Here is a 22,122-nt window from a genome sequence, read left to right on the forward strand (position 1 = left end):
TTATTTTGTTCCTTCGGGTGCAACTAATACGCTCTGGTATTGATTGAGCGCCTTAGGATCGACCTCTGGCCAACCTTGGCGCCAGCTGAGTTCCGCCATCTTGAGTTTTTGTAAGCCATTATCAGCCGATTCGTAGGCATGAAAGACTAAGTAATCTTTGCCATCGAAGGCATAAACACTGTTATGGCCCAATCCCGGCCAAGCCTTAGTGCCATGCAGCAAAACCGAACCGCCGCCTTGCGCCATGTCTTTGCCCTCTTTATCGAGGTAAGGCCCTGTCACCGTTTTGGCGCGGCCCACGGCTAAGTGGTAAGTGCTGTCGTCCCCACGACAGCAAAGGCCATAGGAGACAAAAAGATAGTAATAGTCATCTTTTTTATAGATAAACGGCGCTTCGATTTCAGCAGGACCTGGCTCGGTTTCACCCAGCAGTGCGGGGCGTGCTAACTTGGCTAGCGTATGCCACTCCTCTGGTTTGGCGATGGAGGTAAAGTCTGGATTGAGTTTGACCAGTTTTAACCCTTGCCAGAAGGAGCCAAAACTCATCCAAGGTGTACCCTGCTCATCGACAATAATATTGGGATCAATCGCGTTCCATGCATCGCGATTTGGTACAGATTGAATAACGATCCCCTTATCTGTCCACTGATAGTCCTTTGAGTTTTTGTCGAGGGTTTTATTGACTGTCACGCCAATGGCCGAGGTGTTTTTACCAAAGGCTGATACTGAGTAATACAGATAAAACAAGCCGTTATGCTCAATGATATCCGGCGCCCATAAATGGCCGTTAAACTCTGGCGCAACGTCCTTTGCCCAGCTAGGCTCGGTTTCGAATACCCGCCCAGCTAATTCCCAATGGATCTTATCCTTTGAGGAATAATAGGTAATACCGGGACCTGTGCTGAAGAGATAATACTGTCCGGCCTCTTTTGCCATCACAGGATCGTGAATACTCACCTGCTTGGCACTCACTTGGCCTAGGGTTCCCAATACGCCTAGCAGCGCACAATTGAGCATCTTAAGGTGACGTTTTAGGGCTGTTTTCGGTGTGACTCTCATAGCTGGCATCAATTCTCCTTATGAACCCCATCCCATATAACAAAATAGTTATTATGCTATTGTATGATGAATTAAGTTATCATACTATCAGGACAAGGAAGTAACAATCAAATGCAAAAAAATTAACAGGAGAAAAATGTGTTAACATTGCGAATGCGGTAAATTGCAAAATAACACAATAACTCACTGTTTATAATAAATATAATAAGGATTTCTGATGAGTTCTCATAAATTGTCAGTCATTGAAAAGATCGGTTACGGCTCCGGGGACATGGCCGTTAACGTGGTGATTTCGTCAATGATGTTAATTATTACCTTCTTTTATACCGATATTTTTGGGTTAAAACCCGCCGATGTCGGGATATTGTTCCTGTTGGTTCGTCTTATCGATGCCATTACCGATCCTTTAATGGGCATTATTAACGATAAAGTGACCACCCGCTGGGGAAGATATCGCCCCTACTTCCTGTTTATGGCGATTCCCTTTGGTATTTCGGTTTTCTTAACCTTCTCAACCCCAGATTGGGATTACAATGCCAAACTTATCTGGGCCTATTCGACCTATATTCTGGTCACTATCATCTTCACCACAGTGACTATTCCATATATTTCGATTATCAGCGTCATCACCGACGATCCAAAAGAGCGGTTATCCGCCAACGGATACCGTTTGTTCTTCGCAAAGATTGCCGCCTTTTTAGTGACCATTATCGTGCCTATGCTAGCGTCTGCCTGGGGCGGAGAGAACATTGCCGCGGGCTATCAAAAAGCCATGGGCGTGATGGCATTGATGGCAACACTACTGTTTTTATTCTGCTTTTTCACCACCACAGAGCGCGTGGCCTACAAGGTGGAAACTAAGCCTGTTGGCATGCAACTGCGATTATTGTTCAAAAACGATCAATGGTTAGTGTTAGTCGCGATTTGTGTGATTGGCACCATTGGCTATGTGATCCGCGGCTCGGTAGCAGCCTACTACGCCACCTATTACTTGGGCGGCGATGCCAAAATGCTCTCGGCATTCCTGTCGACCGGTGTGGGTGCTGCTATTCTGGCCATGGTCGCTTCAACTTGGATCACAAAGCGTTACTGCAAACTAAAACTCTTCCGCTATAGCCAAATCGTGGTTGGGATCTTAAGCGCCATCATGTTCTTTGCCGTGCAGCCGGGCGACATAGTGCTGGCCTTTGTACTCTACTTTGCGATTTCATTCGTGGTGGATTTACATGCGCCAGTCTTCTGGTCGGTGATTTCAGAGTCGGTGGATTATGGCACAGTCAAAACGGGCCACAGGGTCTCTGGCCTTGCCTTTGGCGGGATTTCATTCGCCCAAAAAGCGGGTATGGGCGCGGCGGGATTTGTGGTGGGTATGCTGCTGACCTACTTCAACTATCAACCCGGTGAAACCCAAAGCGAGTTTGCGTTGACCGGTATTTCGTTAATGCTGACGGTGATCCCTGGCGCATTCCACGCGCTGATGGGCTTACTGATGTTCAAATACAAGATTTCTGACCGCGTTTATGAAGAAATCAAACAGGCTTTACCCGAGCAGGCCCATTCAAGCCAAACGGACGCCAACCTGACGTCTAAGGCTCTAGCCTCTAGCTCTGAAGCCTCTGAGGCCGTAACGCCTAAGACTGCAGCGCCTCAAGTATCGGCGTAATCTATCTGCGATAACCCCCTAAGCCCCTACCCAGGGGCTTTTTTATCACGCAAAAACTGAGTTAATCCAAACGTAAAACTCCAATCCGTATAATAAGGGAGCCAAGATGAACACTGCTCGATTGTTTGGCCTTTGCCTGTTATTGCCATTAACTTGCCCATTCGTATCCCAGCCAAGTTTTGCTAGCCTTACCTCCATTCCCCTAAACGATGTGCGCCTCACAGCTGGGCCGTTTCTGCATGCCCAGCAGACCGATTTGGCTTACATCATGTCGATGGATCCCGAGCGACTACTTGCCCCTTACCGTAAGGAAGCGGGAATTGCGACTACCGCCGACAACTACCCCAATTGGGAAAATACGGGCCTCGATGGCCATATCGGTGGGCATTATCTATCGGCATTGGCCTTAATGTATGCCGCTACGGGCGATCAGGCGGTGCTTGAGCGACTCAACTACATGGTGGCCGAATTGGAAAAGTGCCAACAGGCCCATGGCAATGGTTACGTGGGCGGTGTTCCCCATGGAGACAAATTATGGCAGCAGGTCGCCGCTGGTCATATTGAAGCGGATCTGTTTACGCTCAACCAATCATGGGTGCCTTGGTATAACCTACATAAGGTATTTGCCGGCCTGCGGGATGCCTATCTTTATACTCAAAATCCTACGGCGAAGAAAATGCTCGTCGGTTTTGCCGATTGGATGCTGGATTTAAGTCGCAATCTAACTGATGAGCAGCTGCAGCTTATGCTGCGCACCGAATACGGTGGCTTAAATGAAACCTTAGCGGATGTGTACAGCATTACAGGTCAAAACAAATACTTAAATCTTGCGAATCGCTACACGGATCAAAGCCTGTTACAACCCCTGTTGCAGCATCAAGATAAACTGACGGGCCTACATGCCAATACACAAATTCCTAAAATTGTGGGTGTGGCACGTATTGCCGAACTCAGTCATAACAAGGCCTGGTTAGAGAGCGCCGATTACTTTTGGCAGCAAGTCGTACACCAGCGCACCGTTTCCATTGGTGGCAACAGTGTGCGCGAGCATTTTCATCCCAGCGAAGACTTCAGCAGTATGCTCGATTCGGTAGAAGGCCCTGAGACCTGCAATACCTACAACATGCTGAAACTGTCTAAATTACTCTATGAAAACAAACGTGATTTACGTTATATCGATTACTACGAGCGTGCGCTCTACAACCATATCCTCTCTTCCCAGCATCCGCAAACTGGCGGCCTAGTGTATTTTACGCCAATGCGCCCAGACCATTACCGCGTCTATTCCTCGGCGCAGGAAAGTATGTGGTGTTGTGTCGGCTCAGGCATCGAAAACCATGCTAAATACGGCGAGCTCATCTATGCCGAGGAGGACAACAATCTGTTTGTGAACCTATTTGTCGATTCCGAGGTCAACTGGAAAGCCAAGGGCATCAGCCTTAGCCAAAAAACTCAGTTTCCCGATGACAATACTTCGCAGATGATTATCCATCAGGAAGCGGACTTTACCCTCAATCTGCGCTATCCCACATGGGCTAAGGGTGACGTGACCGTGAGCATTAATGGCGAGTCGCAAAGGTTTACACCGACTCAAGGGCAATATATTCCTTTAACACGGCACTGGCGCAAGGGCGATAGCGTGACCATCACCTTACCCATGGACATTAGTCTTGAGCAGCTACCCGATAAAACCGCCTATTACTCAGTGCTTTATGGGCCAATTGTGCTAGCGGCAAAAACGGCGCCTATCGCCAATGAAGCCTTAAACTTTATCGGCGATGCCAGTCGCATGGGGCATATTGCCAGTGGCCCTATGTGCGAACCCAGTCAGGCGCCAATTTTTATCAGTGATGGTACCCGCTTTTTAACCGATATCCGCCGTGAGCCCATGAGTCAGCTGCAATTTACCACGGGGAAAGCCCGTACAAATCAAGCGAGCCCCATCACGCTGATCCCCTTCTTTCGCCTGCATGACAGCCGCTATACCTTGTATTTTGGCCAGAGCGCTCCCGATGAATGGCAACAGAAACAGCAAGAGTTAGCTCAAAAAGCCCAGATGGAAGCCAAGTTGATGGCGCAAACCTTAGATAGTGTGCAGCCCGGTGAGCAGCAACCTGAGTCGGATCATTTCTTTAAGGCATCAAAGAGTGAAGCGGGCCTTAATGGTAATCGCCACTGGCGCCATGCACAGGATTGGTTTAGCTATCAACTCGATGCGAAAGGTGAGCCGCAACCCATATTGCGCTTAACTTACTTTGGCTTGGATGCTGGGCGACGTTTCGACATTTGGATCAACGATAAACGCCTTGCCGAAGTCACTCTGCCAGCCAATAAGGGGCCGATATTTTACAACGTCGACTACCCTATTCCCGCCGACATGCTTTCGGATAGCACAGTGCCCTTCAGGGTGAAATTTGTGGCAAAACCGGGCTCGATTGCTGGCGGTTTATATGAGGTGCGCCTGCTAAAAAGTGAATCGACCTCGACTCAGTAAGCAAGCATCCCGAGCGCATGTAGGCACTCGGGCTTAAAACACTGATTCAGATAAGGGAAAGTGAAACGCTTTCCCTTGTTCTTTTATCCCCATACCCAGATTTCTACGCTTGGCACTACCTAATGTTTGCTGGTGGCACTATGCGACTTGCCGTAAATAACAACCACTACCTGTCAATATTTCAGTCACCATTTCAGTCACCATTTCAGTCACCATTTCAGTCACCATTTCAGTCACCATTTCAGTCACCATTTCAGTCAATATTGAGTGGGACCTCGTCGGTAATAGACGAAATAAGCCAATTGAATTGAAAATTTTTGTAGGCAATATCTACCGCCATTGCTGATAAAAACAAGCAACCATCTCTTTGTCATTACAATTTTGAACAAAATAATCGATATCAGCATCGCTTTGATCGCCAAACCAGACGGAGAACAATATTGCCTGCGGGTTTAGCGGGCGCATGGCTTTAACCTCATTGAGCGCCCTGACTAATATGGCGTACAAGGCTTTAAGGTAAGCATCGTATGTCTTTTCGGACTCGAGCGCCTCAGCGTCTTCTTGCAGCAATTGCAGTTTGTCGTTAATCGCTTCAAAAATGTCTTCATTTTCATTGTGATGTGGAGAGTCGCAGGCCGACCAGCGCAGTGTTTGCTTAAGCTGTACGAGGGATTTATGCCGAAAACGATGATGGTTTTGATATTGCTCTGCGACGGCTGTCAGGCCTTCCTCGGTGAAAAGGGTGACGCCTAAATATTCCACTAAGGGCGTGCTATACAAGCAAAAACCGTAGAGGGTCTGCGCCGGATATTCTGACAGCCACCAATCGTAATATTTCGCAAGTGCCTGAGTGAGTTCTTGAGCAAACTCATCCATCCTTGCTTCAATATTTGCACTAAGCTTGCCTTTGTTTATCGCCATTTCCCTACTCCTCGAACTTGGCAAAATCATCACTGATATTCACTTTCACACGCAGGCAGCACTTCTGCCCACCAAGTGAATGCTCGGGCGGCAATATAACATCAATAGGTTCAAAGGTTGAATCGATTAAGTAATTGAAATAGCGAGCGGAATAGCATGTTGTGTGTGCGAGCCTAACAATCGCGTTTTACCTAATAATAGCGCTTAAGTCAGGCATAAAAAAGCGGGGCTGCTGAAGCGTGCCCCGCGGTTATCACATCATTTATGTCGGCAAATGAATTAGTAGAGGTTGAACAAGGGGCGCCCGCTCTCATTAAATGACACCGCTAACGTTCGCGCATGGCGATTGGGATCATAGAGTGGATCTTTAATGATTTGCGTTAATGGACGGGTATCTGTCTTTGGCACCACGCTAGGATCGCCCACCGCATGTTCATAATCACGGGCATGGTAAACACAGATGGGCGTCACGCCATCTTCTGCCACGGTGAAACTGTTATGACCAGGGCCGAAGATTTGCTTGTCGACATCCGTGCACAGCACTGGCTGGCGGGTTTTCTTCCATGAGTTACGATCGAGCAAATCAGCATGCTCATCGGCCTCCATATAGCCCATGCAATAACAAGCTCCTGTCGCGCTGGCCGAGAAAGTAATAAAGATTTTCCCCTGATGTTTAAGTACTGCAGGCCCTTCGTTAACCCAAAAATCGACGCGCTCCCAATCGTAATCTGGGGTGGTGAGCATAAATTGCGCCGTCTTTAACTTGATGGGCGATGCCATTTCCGCAAGATACAGGTTGGATGCCGCAAATTGTCCACCGGTTTTCTCTGCCCAGCAGAAGTAGCGCTTACCGTTGTTTTCGAAAATGGTCGCATCTAAGGAAAAGTCGATAAATGATTTATTATCACCCTCGGCCGCCTGCATCATGCCAAGTTCAATCCATTCATCATTTAATGGATCTTGTCCTAGACACTCAAGCACGTAGGGGCGTAATGCCCAAATATTTTCCTCTTCGCTGGCTGCGAAGTAGATGTACCATTTGCCGTCGAGATAATGGATCTCGGGCGCCCATACGTGGCGGCTCATTGGGCCGCTTTGGTGTTTAAACCAGATATCGAAGGTTTGGGCGTCTTTCAAGCCGTCTAAGGTCTTGGATTTACGCAGTTCAATCCGATCGTAGGTCGGAACAGAGCCCGTAAAGTAGTAATAACCGTCGCTATGTAGGTACACAAAGGGATCGGCGCGCTGCTCGACTAGGGGGCTGTTTGTTGCTCTTATCATGGAAAACCTGTCTATTTCGATTACTTAAGTGTGCTGTTCGTGTCTATTAAACGCATTTCGCTTATTCGCGGGATTGCGTGTCTTGCTGATTAAAGGTTTGGCTATCGCTGTGCTGATTATCAAATACTGGGAAACCGTCCGCCGACCAGCGAATGGCGCGGTAGTAAGTGTGTCTATTACCGTCGGTCAATGGTGTCCCCTGCAGCTCAAGGTAATTACGCGCATGGTAAAACATCAGCTCGGTTTTACCATCCTCTGCCAGCACAAAACTATTATGGCCAGGACCAAAACGATTCAAGCTCGGCTCAGTGGTAAAGACTGGGCTTGGCGATTTATGCCAACTCTTAGGATTGAGTAAATCGGCATTTTCATCGGCCCATAACAGCCCCATAGCATAACGGTCATCCGTGGCACTGGCGGAATAGGTCACGAAGACTTTACCGTTTTTAACCAACACAGAGGCGCCTTCGTTGACTTTAAAGCCTAAACGTTCCCAATCCAATAAGGGCTCGCTGATAATGGTTTCGTTATCAGAGAGTTGAGTTGGCGATAGCATTTTGGCAATCACTAAGCCGGTGTTGTAACGCTTGGCTTTGTCCTGCTGCGCCCAAATAAAATATCGCTCGCCCTTCAGGCTAAAGCTGGTCGCATCGAGGGAGAAAGCATCCTGCGCCGATTGTAACTTGCCAAGCTCTTGCCATTGGCCCGTCATCGGTGAGTCGCCCTCGAGTCCTAAGACAAACATGCGGTTATGAAAACGCACATCCTTATTGCTGGCCGCAAAATAGATATACCAGCGACCATCGATTTTGTGCAGCTCAGGTGCCCAAATATCGATACTCATGGGGCCTGTTTCATGCTTGTGCCATAGTGGCTTAGGCGTTGCTTGGCGTAAACCGTCGATAGTTTTGGCGTGGCGAAGCTCGATGCGGTCAAACTCAGGCACTGAGGCAATGAAGTAGTAACTGCCGTCATCGTCGCGAATAATCCAAGGATCCGCCCTTCTCTCGATAAAGGGCGCATTCGCATCGAGGGGGGGCGCCGGGGCGTTGTGGGGTTGTGCGCGGCTAATTTCGAGCACAGGCACGGCTTGGGCTAATGGCAGCGCCAATGCGGCGAGTAAGCCACAGGTCAAAGGCAAGCGCCTAAAAACAGATACGTTAGGTTGACGATTATCCATGTTGTGTTTTGCGTCCATTCAATAGTTTCTGTAACAGGATGAAGAAGAACAGTAACAGGCCAATGACAATCTTGGTCCACCAACTGCTTAAGCTGCCATCGAAGGTGATATAGGTTTGGATCACCCCCATCAAAATCACCCCAAGCACAGTGCCGAGCACAAAGCCACTGCCGCCAGTTAACAAGGTGCCGCCAATGACCACGGCCGCAATGGCATCCAGTTCGACGCCAATGGCGCCAAGCGCATAGCCAGAGAAGGTGTAAAAGGTAAAGACAATGCCTGCCAGTGTCGCCAGAAAGCTGCTGATGGCGTAAATACTGATGGTGGTTTTCGCGATGGAAATCCCCATTAGTTCGGCGGAATGTTGATTGCCACCAATGGCATATACATTCGTACCAAAACGGGTGTAATGCATAACCACGGCGATAATCACAAAGAACAGGATAAAGATCAGCGAGCTTAAATCGAGCGCGCCATTGCCAGGTAATGCAATGCTCATCTCGGCCACCGCATCGTAAAATGGATGGTCAATGGCAATCGACTCTTCGCTGAGCGTCGTCGCTAAGCCCCGCGCCAGGAACATGCCCGCAAGCGTCACAATAAATGGCTGCAACTTATACACATGGATAATAGTGCCCATGAGTGCGCCAAACAGAGTGCCGAGGGGTAAGATAACCACAAAGGCCAACAATGGATGCCATTGGTACTCGGTGATCAATAAACTGGTGACGACCCCACTTAAGGCGATGACGGCGCCAACCGAAAGATCGATACCCCCAGAGATAATCACTAAGGTCATGCCTAATGCGGTGATCAATAGGAATGCATTGTCACGCAACAGGTTGGTGACTACTCGGCCACTGGCAAAACCGTCAAACTGAAAGGTGCCAACCAGAAACATGGTCAGCAGCAATGAGGCGGTGATCCACAGCGGGATAAAACGTCTTGCTATCATAGTTTTTCTCCTGTTGCGGCACTGGCTTTTGCACTTGTGGCCTTTTCTGCTGGTTTGGCATCCGCATGGCGCTTGGATTTGAACAGCGCCGACAATTGGCGCCTAAATTTAGCCGATTGCAACAGCAGCACGGTCAGGATAACGATGGCCTTGATCAGCAAGTTAAACTTAGCGGGTAAACCACTGACGATAATGGTGGTCGCTAAGGTCTGGATGATCAGCGCGCCGACGACCGACAAAATTAACGAGAAACGCCCTCCTGTGAGCGCTGCGCCGCCAATGACTACTGCGAGCACGGCATCCAGCTCAAGCCAAAGCCCTGCGTTATTCGCATCTGAACCTTGGATATCGGCGGTGCTGATCATGCCAGCCAACGCCGCGCACAAACCCGCAATGCCATAGGCAAACAGTTTGATGGATTTATCGTTGATCCCGAGGTAACGACTCGCCTTGGCATTACAGCCAACCGCTTCGATAAAAAGCCCTAAAGCGGTTTTACGCAGCAGTAATTGGCTGAAGGTTAGCATCCCAATCACAATCCACACTGGCATCGGCAGGCCTAAAAACTGGCCCACGCCAATGGCGGCAAAGCCTGGGTGCTGAAAGGTGATAATTTGCCCTTGGTTGATAAGCTGAGCGACACCGCGCCCCGCCACCATGAGCAGCAAGGTCGCGACAATTGGTTGAATGCCTAAGAAACTCACCAGACCGCCATTAATACAGCCAGCTAAGAGCCCAACGATCAGGCCTGCGGCAATAACTGTGACTAAGCTGATATCCGGCACTAACAGTAGATTCGCGCAAACGGCGCCCGCAATAGCCATTACGGCACCTACCGACAGGTCAATTCCGCCAGTGGCAATAACCAGACTCATACCAATGGAGAGCAGCGCCACGGGCGCACTGCGATTTAAGATATCAATCAAGGAGCCATAGAGCCTGTCGTCTTGATAGCTGATATTGAAGAAACTGCTGTCAATGAACAGATTGGCCAGTAACAGAATACTTAAGGCCAATAGTGGCCAGAGGTATCGACCCATGGGGGTCGACTTACCCGCTTGGTAACGGGCATTTTTTTCTTGAACCATGGTCTTATGACTTTCCTGCATCCGCGGTTGCCGCTCAGATGAGTGCGCCTCAGATGCGTTCATCTGGGGTGAGAGCAACTCGGCGGACATGTGTGTGGATGATAGGGTTTCGGCTGAGCTTTTCATTTATCCCTCCGCAATCGCTTGCATTACGTGTTGCGAGGTTAATTCCGCTCCTGAAAGTTCACGTACTGCATATCTGTCGCGTAATACCACGACTTTATTTGAAAAGGCCACGAGCTCATCGAGCTCAGACGATGCAACCAGCAGCGACATGCCTTCATCACACAAGGTTCTGATAAGTTTGATGATTTCTGCGTGAGCACCAATATCGATGCCGCGGGTCGGCTCATCCAGTACCAATAAAATGGGCTCGATGGCTAACCACCGCGCGAGGATTACCTTTTGCTGATTACCACCACTCAATTGCTCTATGGGTTTATCCGCATCTGGGGTTGCAATCTGTAATTTATCGATAAAGAACTGGGCAATTTCCTGCTGCCGAGCTTTAGATAAATACCGCCACCACCCGATACGCGCCTGCAGCGCGAGTATAATATTTTCACGAATCGATAAAGGGCCGATGATGCCGTCAATCTTGCGATCTTCGGGGCACAGGGCGATCCCGGCGCTGATAGCATCCACGGGTTGTGACAGATTCAGTTTCTGCCCAGCCAAATGGATACTGCCGCTATCGACCAAGTCCAGCCCAAACACGGCGTTGCAGACTTCGCTGCGCCCAGAGCCTAGCAGCCCCGCAAGTCCGACTGCCTGCCCCTTTGGCACGGTGAGATTCATCGATTGGATTGAGCCTTTCACCGACACATCTTCGAGGGACAAGAGCACGGCCTCAGCGCGGGTAACGGTGCGCTCCTTTTCCTGTTTATTAACCAATTGCTCCTGCAGAGAACGCCCGAGCATGGCTTCAATCAACTTAGGTTGTGGCAGTTCTGCCGTCAGATATTCGCCGATAAACTGCCCGTTACGTAACACGGTAATGCGATCGCTTATCTGATAAACCTGATCGAGGAAGTGAGTGATAAACACGATAGCCACGCCCTTGGCTTTGAGCTGGTTTAAGATCCCAAACAGCACTTGCACTTCTTTGGCATCTAAGCTCGCGGTAGGCTCATCGAGCACTAATACCTTGGCCGACATGGCAACGCCGCGGGCGATGGCGATCAGTTGCTGCACCGCGATGGAATAATCCGACAGCGGCGCACTAACATCGATATCCAACTTGAACTGGGTTAACACGGCCCGCGCGTCGGCATACATTTTTTTAAAATGGATCAGCCCAAGGCGGCGCGGTTCGTAACCGAGGAACAGGTTTTGGGCCACGGTCAGGTTAGGCACTAAGTTCACCTCCTGATAAACCGTGCTGATCCCCGCCTTCTGCGCATCCATAGGTGTGTTGAAGTGTTGCGGCTCACCAAGGAAAAGGATGTCGCCCATGTCTTTCGACTGGGCGCCTGTCATCACTTTCACCAGCGTCGATTTACCCGCACCGTTTTCGCCCAATAGGGCGTGAACTTCCCCTGCAAATAACCGTAAGCTCACATCCTCAAGGGCTTTGACGCCCGGATAATGCTTACTGATCTGCTTGAGTTCTAAAATAAGGCTCATAGCGCTATTCCCCAAGAAAGCGTCAATGGGATTATTGCTGGCGGCGCTTTTCGTACTCTGCGGCAGCGGTTTCTTGGGTAAATACATCACCCGTGGTGCTAATAAGCTTGGCTTGATCCTTATTACCCTTCAGGTACGCATCGATAGCATCGAACGCTGGGCCGCCTAAGTATGGGCTAAGCTCAACCGTGGCATTGACATCGCCATCGGCCATCGCCTTAAAGTAATCGGGAACACCATCCACGGAGACAATCAGAATATCTTTGCCCGGTTTTAAACCCGCTTCTTTAATGGCTTGCACGGCGCCAAGGGCCATTTCATCGTTATGCGACCACACTGCGCACAGTGGCTGACCGTTTTGCGCCTTGAGGAAACCTTCCATCACTTCTTTACCCTTAGCGCGGGTAAATTCGCCTGTTTGGCTACGAACGATCTTGGCATTGGGATAATTGGCAATCACTTGGTTAAAACCGGCGGCGCGATCAATCGCTGCGGTTGCACCTACTGTGCCCTGCAACTCGGCGATATCGCAGTTGCCTTGGGTTTTATCCATTAGCCATTGGCCAATCTTGCGGCCTTCTTCGGTAAAATCGGAGGCGATACGGGTAAGGAATAAGGAGTCATCATCGACCTTAATATTACGGTCAACAATCACCACAGGAATGTGGGCACGTTTGGCTTCTTTGAGTACGGGTTTCCAGCCTGTTTCCACTACGGGCGCGATAATAATGGCATCCACGCCTTGGGCAATAAAGCTACGCACGGCTTTGATTTGGTTCTCTTGTTTTTGCTGAGCGTCGGCAAATTTTAAATCGATGCCACGCTGTTTAGCTTCGGCCTTGACCGCCTCACTAAAGCTGGTACGCCAACCACTCTCGGAGCCAACCTGTGAAAAGCCCACCGTGGTGGCGTAGGCACAAGTTGTACTGACAGCCCATAATCCCAATGCGGTAATGATTTTATTATGTTTCATTATTATTCCCTTTATAATTTTAGGTAACAGAGATCCCCTAGCCTGCTGTTAACAGCAGGCCAACTCGTACAAATAAATGTTATTTCGCCTTGATTGAATTAAATATTCTTAAACTTATGTACCGTAATTTGTTGATATTGAGTATTGGCCTCAAGCATGACACTCGGGAAATGGTCAATGTTTACCGCATTCGGATAACCGTGGGTTTCTAAACACAGGCCATGGAATTTATTAATGCTATAACCTTCATCATCAATATGGCTGCCATCGAGAAAGTTGCCACTATAAAATTGCACGCCGACTTCAGTGGTACTAATTTCGAGTTCTCGGCCAGAAAGCGGATCTTTTAATACTGCAATAGTCTGCAAACTGTTTTTATTGTCTGGATTTCTATCCATCACAAAATAATGATCATAACCATTGGTTAATTGCTTAATATCCGTGGCAATTAGCTTCGGTTGTTTGAAATCGTATGCGCCATCGTCGACTAAGATTAATTCGCCCGTTGGGATCTGTTCATTATCGAGCGCCAGGAAATGACTGGCTTGAATGGAGAGTTCGTGCCCTAAAATGCCTTGCTGTTTGTTGGAGGCAAGATTCCAGTAAGCATGATTGGTTAAACAGACGGGGGTGGTTTGATCGCAAACGGCTTGATAGTTCAGGGTTAATTCATTGTTTTCATTGAGGCGATACTCGAGCTTAATCGCAAGATTACCCGGAAATCCTTGATCGCCATCGAGGCTGGTAATGCTGAAAACCGCCGCCACACTGTCATTGTCCTGCAGCGTCTCAACCTGCCAAGTGCAATGGCTTAATCCTTTAGGTCCGCCGTGAAGTTGATTATTGCCTTCATTGGCGACTAATTGAATTGTTTTACCTGCTAAGGGGAATTGTGCTTTAGCAATACGATTTGCGACACGGCCAGCGGTAATACCAAAATAATACGGATTAGTCGCCCAATCTTTAATATCTTGATAGCCAAGACTTAATGAAATAGGTTCTTGCCCTTGACCATAAAGTTTGACCGACCAAATACTGGCGCCGTAATTTGACAGAACCACTTCAAGCCCGTGGCTATTGGTGAGCGTGACTAATTGTAATTCATCCGCAAATGCGGCGTGTTGTAGGCTTTTTTTAGTAACAGAGAGTTGCATGGTGAGTGCTTTACCTTTTATTTAAAATAAACTCAGCACTCACCTCATTATTTAATGAACTGAAATTTTATTGTGATATTTAAATCCAACCACCATCGACAATAAAATTCTGTGCGGTGCAGAGTTTGCTATCATCTGCTGCTAAAAATAACGCCATAGCAGCAATATCTTCGGGCATTACATATTCTTTAATACATTGGTTATTTTCGATATGTTTTGCCGTATCTTTATCTACCCAGTGTGTGAGTTGACGTTTTGTCATCACCCAACCCGGCGTTAAGGTATTAATCCGGATTTTATCTTTACCTAAATCGGCTGCTAACCCTCGGGTTAAGCCCATGGCGCCGGCCTTAGATGCGGTGTAACCCGCCATGCCCGCCTGCCGATTGTGCCAACTCATAGAACCTAAGTTGATCACTGAGCCTCCGCCGAGGCGCTGCATTTGCGACCTGACCGCTTGTACAGCGAAAAAGTAATGCCGCAAATTGGTGTTTAGGCATTGGTCCCAATATTCTGGGGTCACTTCGTCGATGCTATGGCGTTGATCGCACGCGGCATTGTTAATTAATACCGAGATTGGACCTAAATCGTCCTCGACCTGAGCAATCACACGCTTGAGGGCGGCGATATCGACAAGATCGCAGTGATAAAATTTTACGCTGGCCTCTGGTTGAGTCTGCTTAAGGTCTGCGACGAGTTGAGTTGACTCCTCAACTAAAATATCGACAAATGCCACCTTAGCGCCCTGCTCTAAAAAAGCATTAACCAAGCAAGCTCCAATACCCGTTGCGCCACCACTGATAAAAATGGTTTTCCCTTGTAAACTCGGGTATTGATTAGTCAACTTCATAACTCAACCTTTTATTAAAATAATTATCTGGTTTTATTATAAAAGAAAACGAGTTCATATTTAATGGGAATGTGCTGGTATCTCTGCACCTCGACATCCCACGAGAAAATCAAAATCACATCCCTCATCCGCCTGGAGAACATGCTCCTTAAAGAGCGAGAGATAGCCACCATTCACTGGAATGGATTTCACCGTTGCCAGTTTGGCAAGACGGGCTTGTAACTCTTGGTCACTGATCTCCAGCTGTAACGTTCCGGCATAGGTATCAAGCGCTATCATGTCACCATTTTGAACGGCGGCCAGTGGCCCAAGGGCTTGTGCTTCTGGGGCAACATGCAGCACAACTGTGCCAAAGGCGGTGCCACTCATGCGTGCATCAGAAATCCTAACCATGTCCTTAATTCCTTTTTTCAACAACTTAGGTGGCAGTCCCATATTGCCGACCTCAGCCATGCCCGGATATCCCTTCGGGCCACAGTTTTTAAGCACCATAATGCTGTTTTCATCGATATCCAATTCAGGATCGCCGATGCGAGCGTTGTAATCGTCGAAGCTTTCAAACACCACGGCTTTACCGCGGTGCTGCATCAGGTGCGCGCTGGCGGCTGAAGTTTTGATCACTGCGCCTCGGGGCGCGAGATTGCCGCGCAGTACGCGAATGCCGCCATTTTCGACCAAGGGATTTTCAAGTGACATGATCACCTCTTGGTTATAACACGGCGCTTCTTTGACATTGTCCCAGAGGCTAGCCGCATTGACTGTAAGCGTGTTTTTGCTCAGTAAATCATGTTCAAACAGCTGCCTTAATACTGCTGGCAGGCCACCCGCGTAGTAAAAGTCTTCCATTAAGTACTGACCCGAAGGCTTAAGATTCACTATGGTCGGTACTGTATATCCATGGCACCAGTCATCGAGTGACAGCTCAACCCCTATCCTGCCGGCAATCGCCTTTAAATGGATAACGGCGTTGGTTGAACCACCAATGGCGGCATTGACTTTGATGGCATTGATAAAAGCATCACGGCTTAAAATTTTACTTAAGGTCAAATCCTCTTTGACCATGTCCACAATTCGCATTCCCGACATATGCGCCAATACTTGGCGGCGAGAATCCACCGCAGGAATGACTGCATTGTGTGGCAAACTCACCCCAAGGGTTTCCACCATACAGGCCATGGTCGATGCTGTGCCCATAGTGTTGCAGGTGCCCGTTGAGCGTGACATATCCGCTTCGGCATTCATAAATGCGGCGAGACTGATGTTGCCCGCTTTATATTCTTGATGCAGTTCCCACACGAGTGTGCCCGAACCGACATCCTTGCCCTTATGCTTACCATTGAGCATGGGACCACCAGTAACAACGATTGTCGGTAAATCACAACTGGCCGCGCCCATTAATAAAGCCGGAGTCGTTTTATCGCAGCCCACTAACAGCACAACACCGTCGATGGGGTTGCCACGAATGGCTTCTTCCGTGTCCATGGCCGCAAGATTACGGGTAAGCATGGCGCTTGGACGTAAGTTGGACTCGCCATTCGAAAACACTGGAAACTCCACTGGAATGCCACCCGCTTCCCGAATGCCATTCTTTACTCTTTGCGCCAATTCCCGTAGATGACCATTACAGGGCGTCAATTCTGACCAGGTATTGCAAATACCAATCACAGGCTTATTTTGAAAGTGATGCTCGGGTATGCCTTGGTTTTTCATCCAACTGCGATACATAAAGCCATTTTTGTCATCACTACCAAACCAACTTGCCGAACGAAGTGTTTTCGGTTTTTTATTATTCATATGACACCTTCGTCTTCCAAGGCACATGCCCTGCCCGAACGATTGAGTAACACTCAACTGCCCTGAGTTAACAATTTGTACTTTAATATTGCTAGCACGCAAAAGTATTGGTATTACTATAATACCAAAATATCAAAAAACAATAGAGGAAGTATGAAAAAGGCATTTTTGAGTGTGTGTTTGGCATTGAGTACGAGTGTCAGCACTGCAGCGATTGCTGCTAACCCTCTGTTTACGGATGTATTTACCGCCGATCCAGCCGCCATAGTGCACCAAGATACTGTCTATCTTTATACTGGCCATGACGTTGCAAAGGACAATCGCACCTTCTTCGAAATGCATGATTGGCTCGTTTTTAGCTCTAAGGATATGCACAATTGGACGGCCCATGGCAGCAAGTTATCTGTGAAAGATTTCAGCTGGGCTAAAGGAGATGCATGGGCTAGCCATGTGATCGAAAAAGAAGGTAAGTTTTACTGGTATGTCACGGCAAGACACAACAAAATCAATGGCTTTGCTATTGGTGTCGCGGTTGCAGATAGTCCACTTGGTCCCTTCAAGGATGCCCGCGGCAGCGCCCTTATCACCAATGACATGACCACAGATACCGAGATTGATTGGGATGATATCGATCCTGCTGTCTTTATCGATGATGACAAGCAAGCCTATCTGTTTTGGGGCAACACTAAGCCAAGATTTGCCAAGTTAAAACCCAATATGATTGAACTCGATGGCCCAATACACGCCATTGATGTTCCTAACTTTACCGAAGCGCTGTGGGTTCATAAAAAAGATAAAACCTATTATCTTTCATACGCTTCTGGCTTCCCTGAAAAAATTGCCTATGCGACCAGCGATAGCATTCAGGGGCCGTGGAAGTACCAAGGCATCTTAAATGAAGTGGCAGGCAATTCGCCGACTAACCATCAAGCGATTATTGAATTTAAAGGGAAATCCTACTTTATCTACCATACCGGCGCATCGCAGGATGGCGGCGGTGAGTTTAGACGTTCAGTGGCAATTGACCCGCTGCATTACAATGCCGATGGCACCGTACAGCGCATTCATATGACGAGTGAAGGTATCAGCGAGCCGCAGTAACACTATTTTCCGTTCACAGCAAAGCAAAAAAGGTGAACCTAAGTTCACCTTTTTTATTGCTCAAGCGACGTTAAAGACAAGTAACTCGTTACTTATGCTCGATATTTTGTTATTTACGCTCGATATTTTTATGTACAGTATCTTGAGAGGTCGAGAGTAATTTATTCATCTCAGCTTTCGCGCCTTCACTGTCCCCTGCGGCAATCGCAGTATAAATAGCCTTGTGGCCAGGGAGTGATTGGATAAAGTCATCCTGAATTGTGCTACTGAGTCTAAAGATTTCGAGCAGCGCAGATTGGATCGACACGCCGAGAGACACCATAAACTCGTTATTGGTCGCATCTAAAATTGCCATGTGGAAATCGATATCCGAGGTATAGACTTCATCGGTGCCTAATTCGGCCGCTTCCATCTTGGCATAGGCCGCTGCAATCACCTCAAGCTGCTCAGGGGTGCGTTTTTTCGCCGCCAGTTCCGCCGCTGCGGGTTCAAACACTTCACGGATTTCATAGAGAGAAGTGTAAAACTCGGGCGAAGGTTTAGATTGGGAAAACCAGTTTAAGATCACCGGATCGAACATATTCCAATGGCGACGCTCACGAATACGGGTGCCAAGTTTAGGGCGAGATTCGATAAGCCCCTTTGCCGTGAGCACCTTAAAGGCTTCCCTTAAGGAGGTGCGTGACACTTCCAGCTCTTCACAGATAGCATTTTCATTAGGGATATATTCACCTGGCGCATAAAAGCCGCCCACAATGCGAGAACCTAATTCGCTTGCCACCCAGTTATGGATATTCTGCGGACGGTTATTTGCCTGATTTGCCATAGTGCCCTCTTTAACTCTCTATCTCTGTGCTCAATCCAATCGGCTGGATAAGGTGCTTAACGCTGATAAACAAATGTTATGATACTACCTTTCCTGATAAAGGTAATAAAAATTTTGTTAACGCTAAGAATTTATGGGAATTTCCTCAAACTTACTGTCCCTACCTTACCCCAAACTTTTACATTGTAAAGCCTAATTTTGCGTTTTGACTAGTGATTGGACAAGCTTGCAAGGGCTACTGAGTGCCTAGGAAATAGTCATTTTCAATCTGTAATTCGGCATGCACATCGACCACAAACATCCCGGCAGCTTCGGCGGCTTGGATGCCCGCCTTTGCATCTTCAAATACGATACAGCGCTCAGGCGCTATGCCCATCAGTTCGGCGCAGCGTAAAAAGGTATCTGGCGCGGGTTTGGGTGACGCGACTTGGTCGGCCCCTACCACATAATCGACTAATTCCAGTAATCCACATAGAGTTAAGATTTGAATGGCTTCCTCTGTGTAGGCACCTGTGCCGACCGCCATTGGGCGTTTGCCCTGATTCTGCTTGGCAAATTCGGCTAATGCTGTCGGCTTGACATATAAATGCATAGTGTCGCGCACTAGGGCTTCTTTATACTCGTTCATGGCCTCGCAACTGGCCGTTGGCGTGACGCCAAAATGGGCGATCAGGATCTCTAAGGTGCCAATGGTGGGCACGCCCGCTAACGAGCGCATCAGTGCAGGCTCTACGGGGATCCCAAAGTGATTCAAGGTTTGTCGCCATGCCTGCTCATGCAACTGACCGCTGTCGACTAAGGTGCCATCCATATCGAAGATAATGCCGTCAAATTCTGTATACATCTGTGTTTACCCTATGAAATGAATGGTGCCAGAAAAGTGAAAGCCGCCCGAAGGCGGCTTTATTGCTGCGCGAGGATTATAAACCTCTTGCTAAACCGTAATAAACGGAATTTTGACGAAGCTCATTCTTAAACTCGCGGATCTTAGTGTCGGCATCGATGATAACCAGTTCAGCACCGGCCATTTCAGCAAAGTCGACAATTTGATCCGTCGTGATGGCTTGGCTATAGGCCGAGTGGTGAGCACCACCGGCGTGGATCCAAGCTGCGGCGGCAACCGCTAAATTCGGACGAGGCTCCCACAGCGCAGATGCGACAGGCAGATTCGGCAGATCCTGTGGTGGCGTTACTGTATCTAATTCATTGAGAATAATACGGAAACGGTTGCCTAAATCGATAGTCGATACGTTGATTGCAGGGCCTGCTTTACCAGTGAATAACAGACGTGGCACGTCACAGCGCACACCAATGGTGTGGCGGTGAACTTCTAAACGCGGTTTTGCAGCGGCAATCGATGGACACACTTCTAACATGTGGGCACCAAGAACTTGGTCAGTCGCACCAAAGTTATAGGTGTAGTCTTCCATAAATGAAGTACCACCGGCACGGCCTTGGCCCATCACTTTCATGATGCGCACCATGGCCGCCGTTTTCCAGTCACCTTCGCCGCCGTAACCAAAACCGTTCGCCATCAGACGTTGGGTAGCCAGTCCCGGTAATCCTGTCATACCGGTCAGGTTTTCGAAGCAGTTGGTAAAGGCACCAAATCCACCTTGGGTTAAGAATTGGGTTAAGCCGAGTTCAATCTTGGCTTCTTTTCTTAAACGGTCTAATTGGTATTCATCGCCAAAAAGTTCGTTACCTACTTGGTATTCGCTGGCGTAACGATCAAGCTGTGCGGTTACATCGCCTTCGGCAATGGCTGCAATCGCCTCATTGAGTTCACCTAAGCTGTAGGCGTGCACTTCGTAACCAAATTGAATTTGTGCGGCAACTTTGTCGCCTTCGGTCACGGCCACTTGACGCATGTTGTCGCCAAAGCGGGCGATACGCAGGTTTTGGCTCTCGTGCCAACCCGCCGCTGCGCGGCACCAATCATCGATTTGTGCTTGTACATCGCCCGATTGCCAGTGACCCACAACTACTTTGCGCTCTTTACGCATACGAGTGCCGATAAAACCAAATTCGCGGCAACCGTGAGCACTTTGGTGGGTGTTCATGTAGTTCATGTTGATTTCGCTCCAAGGGAGCTCGGCATTGAACTGAGTGTGTAAGTGCATGAATGGCTTGCTTAATTCATTAAGGCCAGCAATCCACATCTTGGCAGGAGAGAAAGTGTGCATCCACAGGATCACACCAACACAGTTTTCATCGCTGTTGGCCGCTTGGCATACGGCGTGAATTTCCCGTGGGGATTTTACGGTTGGCTTGTACACCACTTCGATGGAAATGGCGGATGACTCATTGAAGCCATGAACAATTTGCTCACTGTTTTTAGCGACTTGCTCTAATACCTTTGGGCCGTATAAGTCCTGCGAACCCGTGATAAACCACACTTGTTTTTGTTTGAAGGCTTTCATATTACTCTCTCTAGTTTGAAATGAGACCCGACTGGCAATTACTTGCTTTGGCCGTAATAAGCGTCTTTTCCATGCTTACGCAAATAGTGCTTATCAATAAGCTCTTGTTTTAACTGACTGATACCTGGTGATAATGTTTTGGTGAGATACGCCATCCGAGCGATTTCTTCGAGCAACACGGCGTGATAAACGGATTTAGCCGCATTCGCGCCCCAAGTGAACGGTGCATGGCCTGCAACGATTACCATGGGCGACTCGTTGGGATCTCGGTCGGCGAAACAATCGAGGATCTGCACGCCGGTTTCTTCTTCGTAGTCGCGGCTGATCTGATCGTTGCGCATCACTGCTGTGCATGGGATTTCACCGTACACATAATCGGCCTGTGTTGTACCTAAGCAGGGAATCGCAATCTGTGCCTGCGCCCAAGCGGTGGCGTAGGTCGAGTGGGTATGGGTAATGCCACCAATACTCTGCCACTGGCGATACAAATAGGTATGTGTCTTGGTATCGGATGAAGGACGCATGCGCCCTTCTACGATTTGATTCTCAAGGTCAACAATCACAATGTCTTCAACCTTCAAATCTTCATAGGGCACACCGCTTGGTTTGATACCAATGACGCCGAGTTGGCGATCAATTTGTGAAACGTTGCCAAAGGTGTAAGTAACCAGTTTACGTTTCTCAAGCTCCATGTTGGCTTCGTATACTTCGCGTTTTAGCTCTAAAAAAGACAT

The 22,122-nt window shown here is 48.4% G+C and carries 18 protein-coding genes; 3 read left to right on the forward strand and 15 right to left on the reverse strand.

Annotated features, from left to right (window positions below; genetic code table 11):
• A complete protein-coding gene (locus B5P39_RS17165) occupies positions 1-1,068 on the reverse strand; it encodes an arabinan endo-1,5-alpha-L-arabinosidase (protein ID WP_088212386.1) in 1,068 nt (355 codons plus the stop codon).
• Between the two features lie 208 nt (positions 1,069-1,276).
• Between B5P39_RS17165 and B5P39_RS17170 the strand changes: the two genes are divergently transcribed.
• Positions 1,277-2,722: an MFS transporter gene (locus B5P39_RS17170; protein WP_088212387.1), complete on the forward strand. Its 1,446-nt coding sequence runs from the start codon at positions 1,277-1,279 to the stop codon at positions 2,720-2,722.
• 106 nt (positions 2,723-2,828) lie between these two features.
• A complete protein-coding gene (locus B5P39_RS17175; protein ID WP_088212388.1) occupies positions 2,829-5,216 on the forward strand; it encodes a glycoside hydrolase family 127 protein in 2,388 nt (795 codons plus the stop codon).
• A 330-nt stretch (positions 5,217-5,546) separates the two neighbouring features.
• On the opposite strand, the gene B5P39_RS17180 is transcribed toward B5P39_RS17175, so the two are convergent.
• From B5P39_RS17180 to B5P39_RS17225, 10 genes are all read right to left on the reverse strand, one after another.
• Positions 5,547-6,137, reverse strand: coding sequence for a DUF4303 domain-containing protein (locus B5P39_RS17180; RefSeq protein ID WP_088212389.1), 591 nt, complete (start codon positions 6,135-6,137; stop codon positions 5,547-5,549).
• Between the two features lie 279 nt (positions 6,138-6,416).
• A complete protein-coding gene (locus B5P39_RS17185) occupies positions 6,417-7,418 on the reverse strand; it encodes a family 43 glycosylhydrolase (protein ID WP_088212390.1) in 1,002 nt (333 codons plus the stop codon).
• A gap of 61 nt (positions 7,419-7,479) precedes the next feature.
• Positions 7,480-8,616, reverse strand: a complete 1,137-nt coding sequence (locus tag B5P39_RS17190; protein ID WP_088212391.1) for a glycoside hydrolase family 43 protein — start codon at positions 8,614-8,616, stop codon at positions 7,480-7,482.
• The gene (yjfF, locus tag B5P39_RS17195; RefSeq protein ID WP_011717052.1) at positions 8,591-9,553 is read right to left on the reverse strand and encodes a galactofuranose ABC transporter, permease protein YjfF; all 963 of its coding nucleotides are present in this window, start codon (positions 9,551-9,553) and stop codon (positions 8,591-8,593) included. Before yjfF ends, B5P39_RS17190 begins: the two co-directional genes overlap by 26 nt.
• Entirely contained in the window at positions 9,550-10,767 is a 1,218-nt protein-coding gene (locus B5P39_RS17200) for an ABC transporter permease (protein ID WP_088212392.1), read from the reverse strand. Before B5P39_RS17200 ends, yjfF begins: the two co-directional genes overlap by 4 nt.
• Positions 10,768-12,267, reverse strand: a complete 1,500-nt coding sequence (locus B5P39_RS17205; protein ID WP_088212393.1) for a sugar ABC transporter ATP-binding protein — start codon at positions 12,265-12,267, stop codon at positions 10,768-10,770.
• A 31-nt stretch (positions 12,268-12,298) separates the two neighbouring features.
• A complete protein-coding gene (locus B5P39_RS17210; RefSeq protein ID WP_088212394.1) occupies positions 12,299-13,240 on the reverse strand; it encodes an ABC transporter substrate-binding protein in 942 nt (313 codons plus the stop codon).
• 98 nt (positions 13,241-13,338) lie between these two features.
• Positions 13,339-14,394, reverse strand: a complete 1,056-nt coding sequence (locus B5P39_RS17215) for an aldose epimerase family protein (protein WP_088212395.1) — start codon at positions 14,392-14,394, stop codon at positions 13,339-13,341.
• Between the two features lie 79 nt (positions 14,395-14,473).
• Positions 14,474-15,244, reverse strand: a complete 771-nt coding sequence (locus B5P39_RS17220; protein ID WP_088212396.1) for an SDR family NAD(P)-dependent oxidoreductase — start codon at positions 15,242-15,244, stop codon at positions 14,474-14,476.
• Positions 15,245-15,304: 60 nt separating this feature from the next.
• Positions 15,305-17,038: an IlvD/Edd family dehydratase gene (locus B5P39_RS17225; RefSeq protein ID WP_088212397.1), complete on the reverse strand. Its 1,734-nt coding sequence runs from the start codon at positions 17,036-17,038 to the stop codon at positions 15,305-15,307.
• A gap of 153 nt (positions 17,039-17,191) precedes the next feature.
• Between B5P39_RS17225 and B5P39_RS17230 the strand changes: the two genes are divergently transcribed.
• Entirely contained in the window at positions 17,192-18,139 is a 948-nt protein-coding gene (locus tag B5P39_RS17230; RefSeq protein ID WP_088212398.1) for a glycoside hydrolase family 43 protein, read from the forward strand.
• Positions 18,140-18,248: 109 nt separating this feature from the next.
• On the opposite strand, the gene B5P39_RS17235 is transcribed toward B5P39_RS17230, so the two are convergent.
• From B5P39_RS17235 to B5P39_RS17250, 4 genes are all read right to left on the reverse strand, one after another.
• On the reverse strand, positions 18,249-18,965 hold the full coding sequence (locus B5P39_RS17235) for a FadR/GntR family transcriptional regulator (RefSeq protein ID WP_011622747.1): 717 nt from the start codon (positions 18,963-18,965) through the stop codon (positions 18,249-18,251).
• 235 nt (positions 18,966-19,200) lie between these two features.
• Positions 19,201-19,809: an HAD family hydrolase gene (locus B5P39_RS17240; RefSeq protein ID WP_088212399.1), complete on the reverse strand. Its 609-nt coding sequence runs from the start codon at positions 19,807-19,809 to the stop codon at positions 19,201-19,203.
• A 76-nt stretch (positions 19,810-19,885) separates the two neighbouring features.
• Positions 19,886-21,388 carry an L-arabinose isomerase gene (gene araA / locus B5P39_RS17245; RefSeq protein ID WP_088212400.1) on the reverse strand — a complete coding sequence of 501 codons (1,503 nt, stop codon included), beginning with the start codon at positions 21,386-21,388 and terminating at the stop codon, positions 19,886-19,888.
• A gap of 38 nt (positions 21,389-21,426) precedes the next feature.
• Positions 21,427-22,122 (reverse strand): L-ribulose-5-phosphate 4-epimerase, encoded by a 696-nt coding sequence (locus tag B5P39_RS17250; RefSeq protein ID WP_011626173.1) that lies wholly within the window; start codon positions 22,120-22,122, stop codon positions 21,427-21,429.

This window comes from Shewanella sp. Shew256, assembly GCF_002196695.1.
Classification (GTDB): Bacteria; Pseudomonadota; Gammaproteobacteria; order Enterobacterales; family Shewanellaceae; genus Shewanella; species Shewanella mangrovisoli.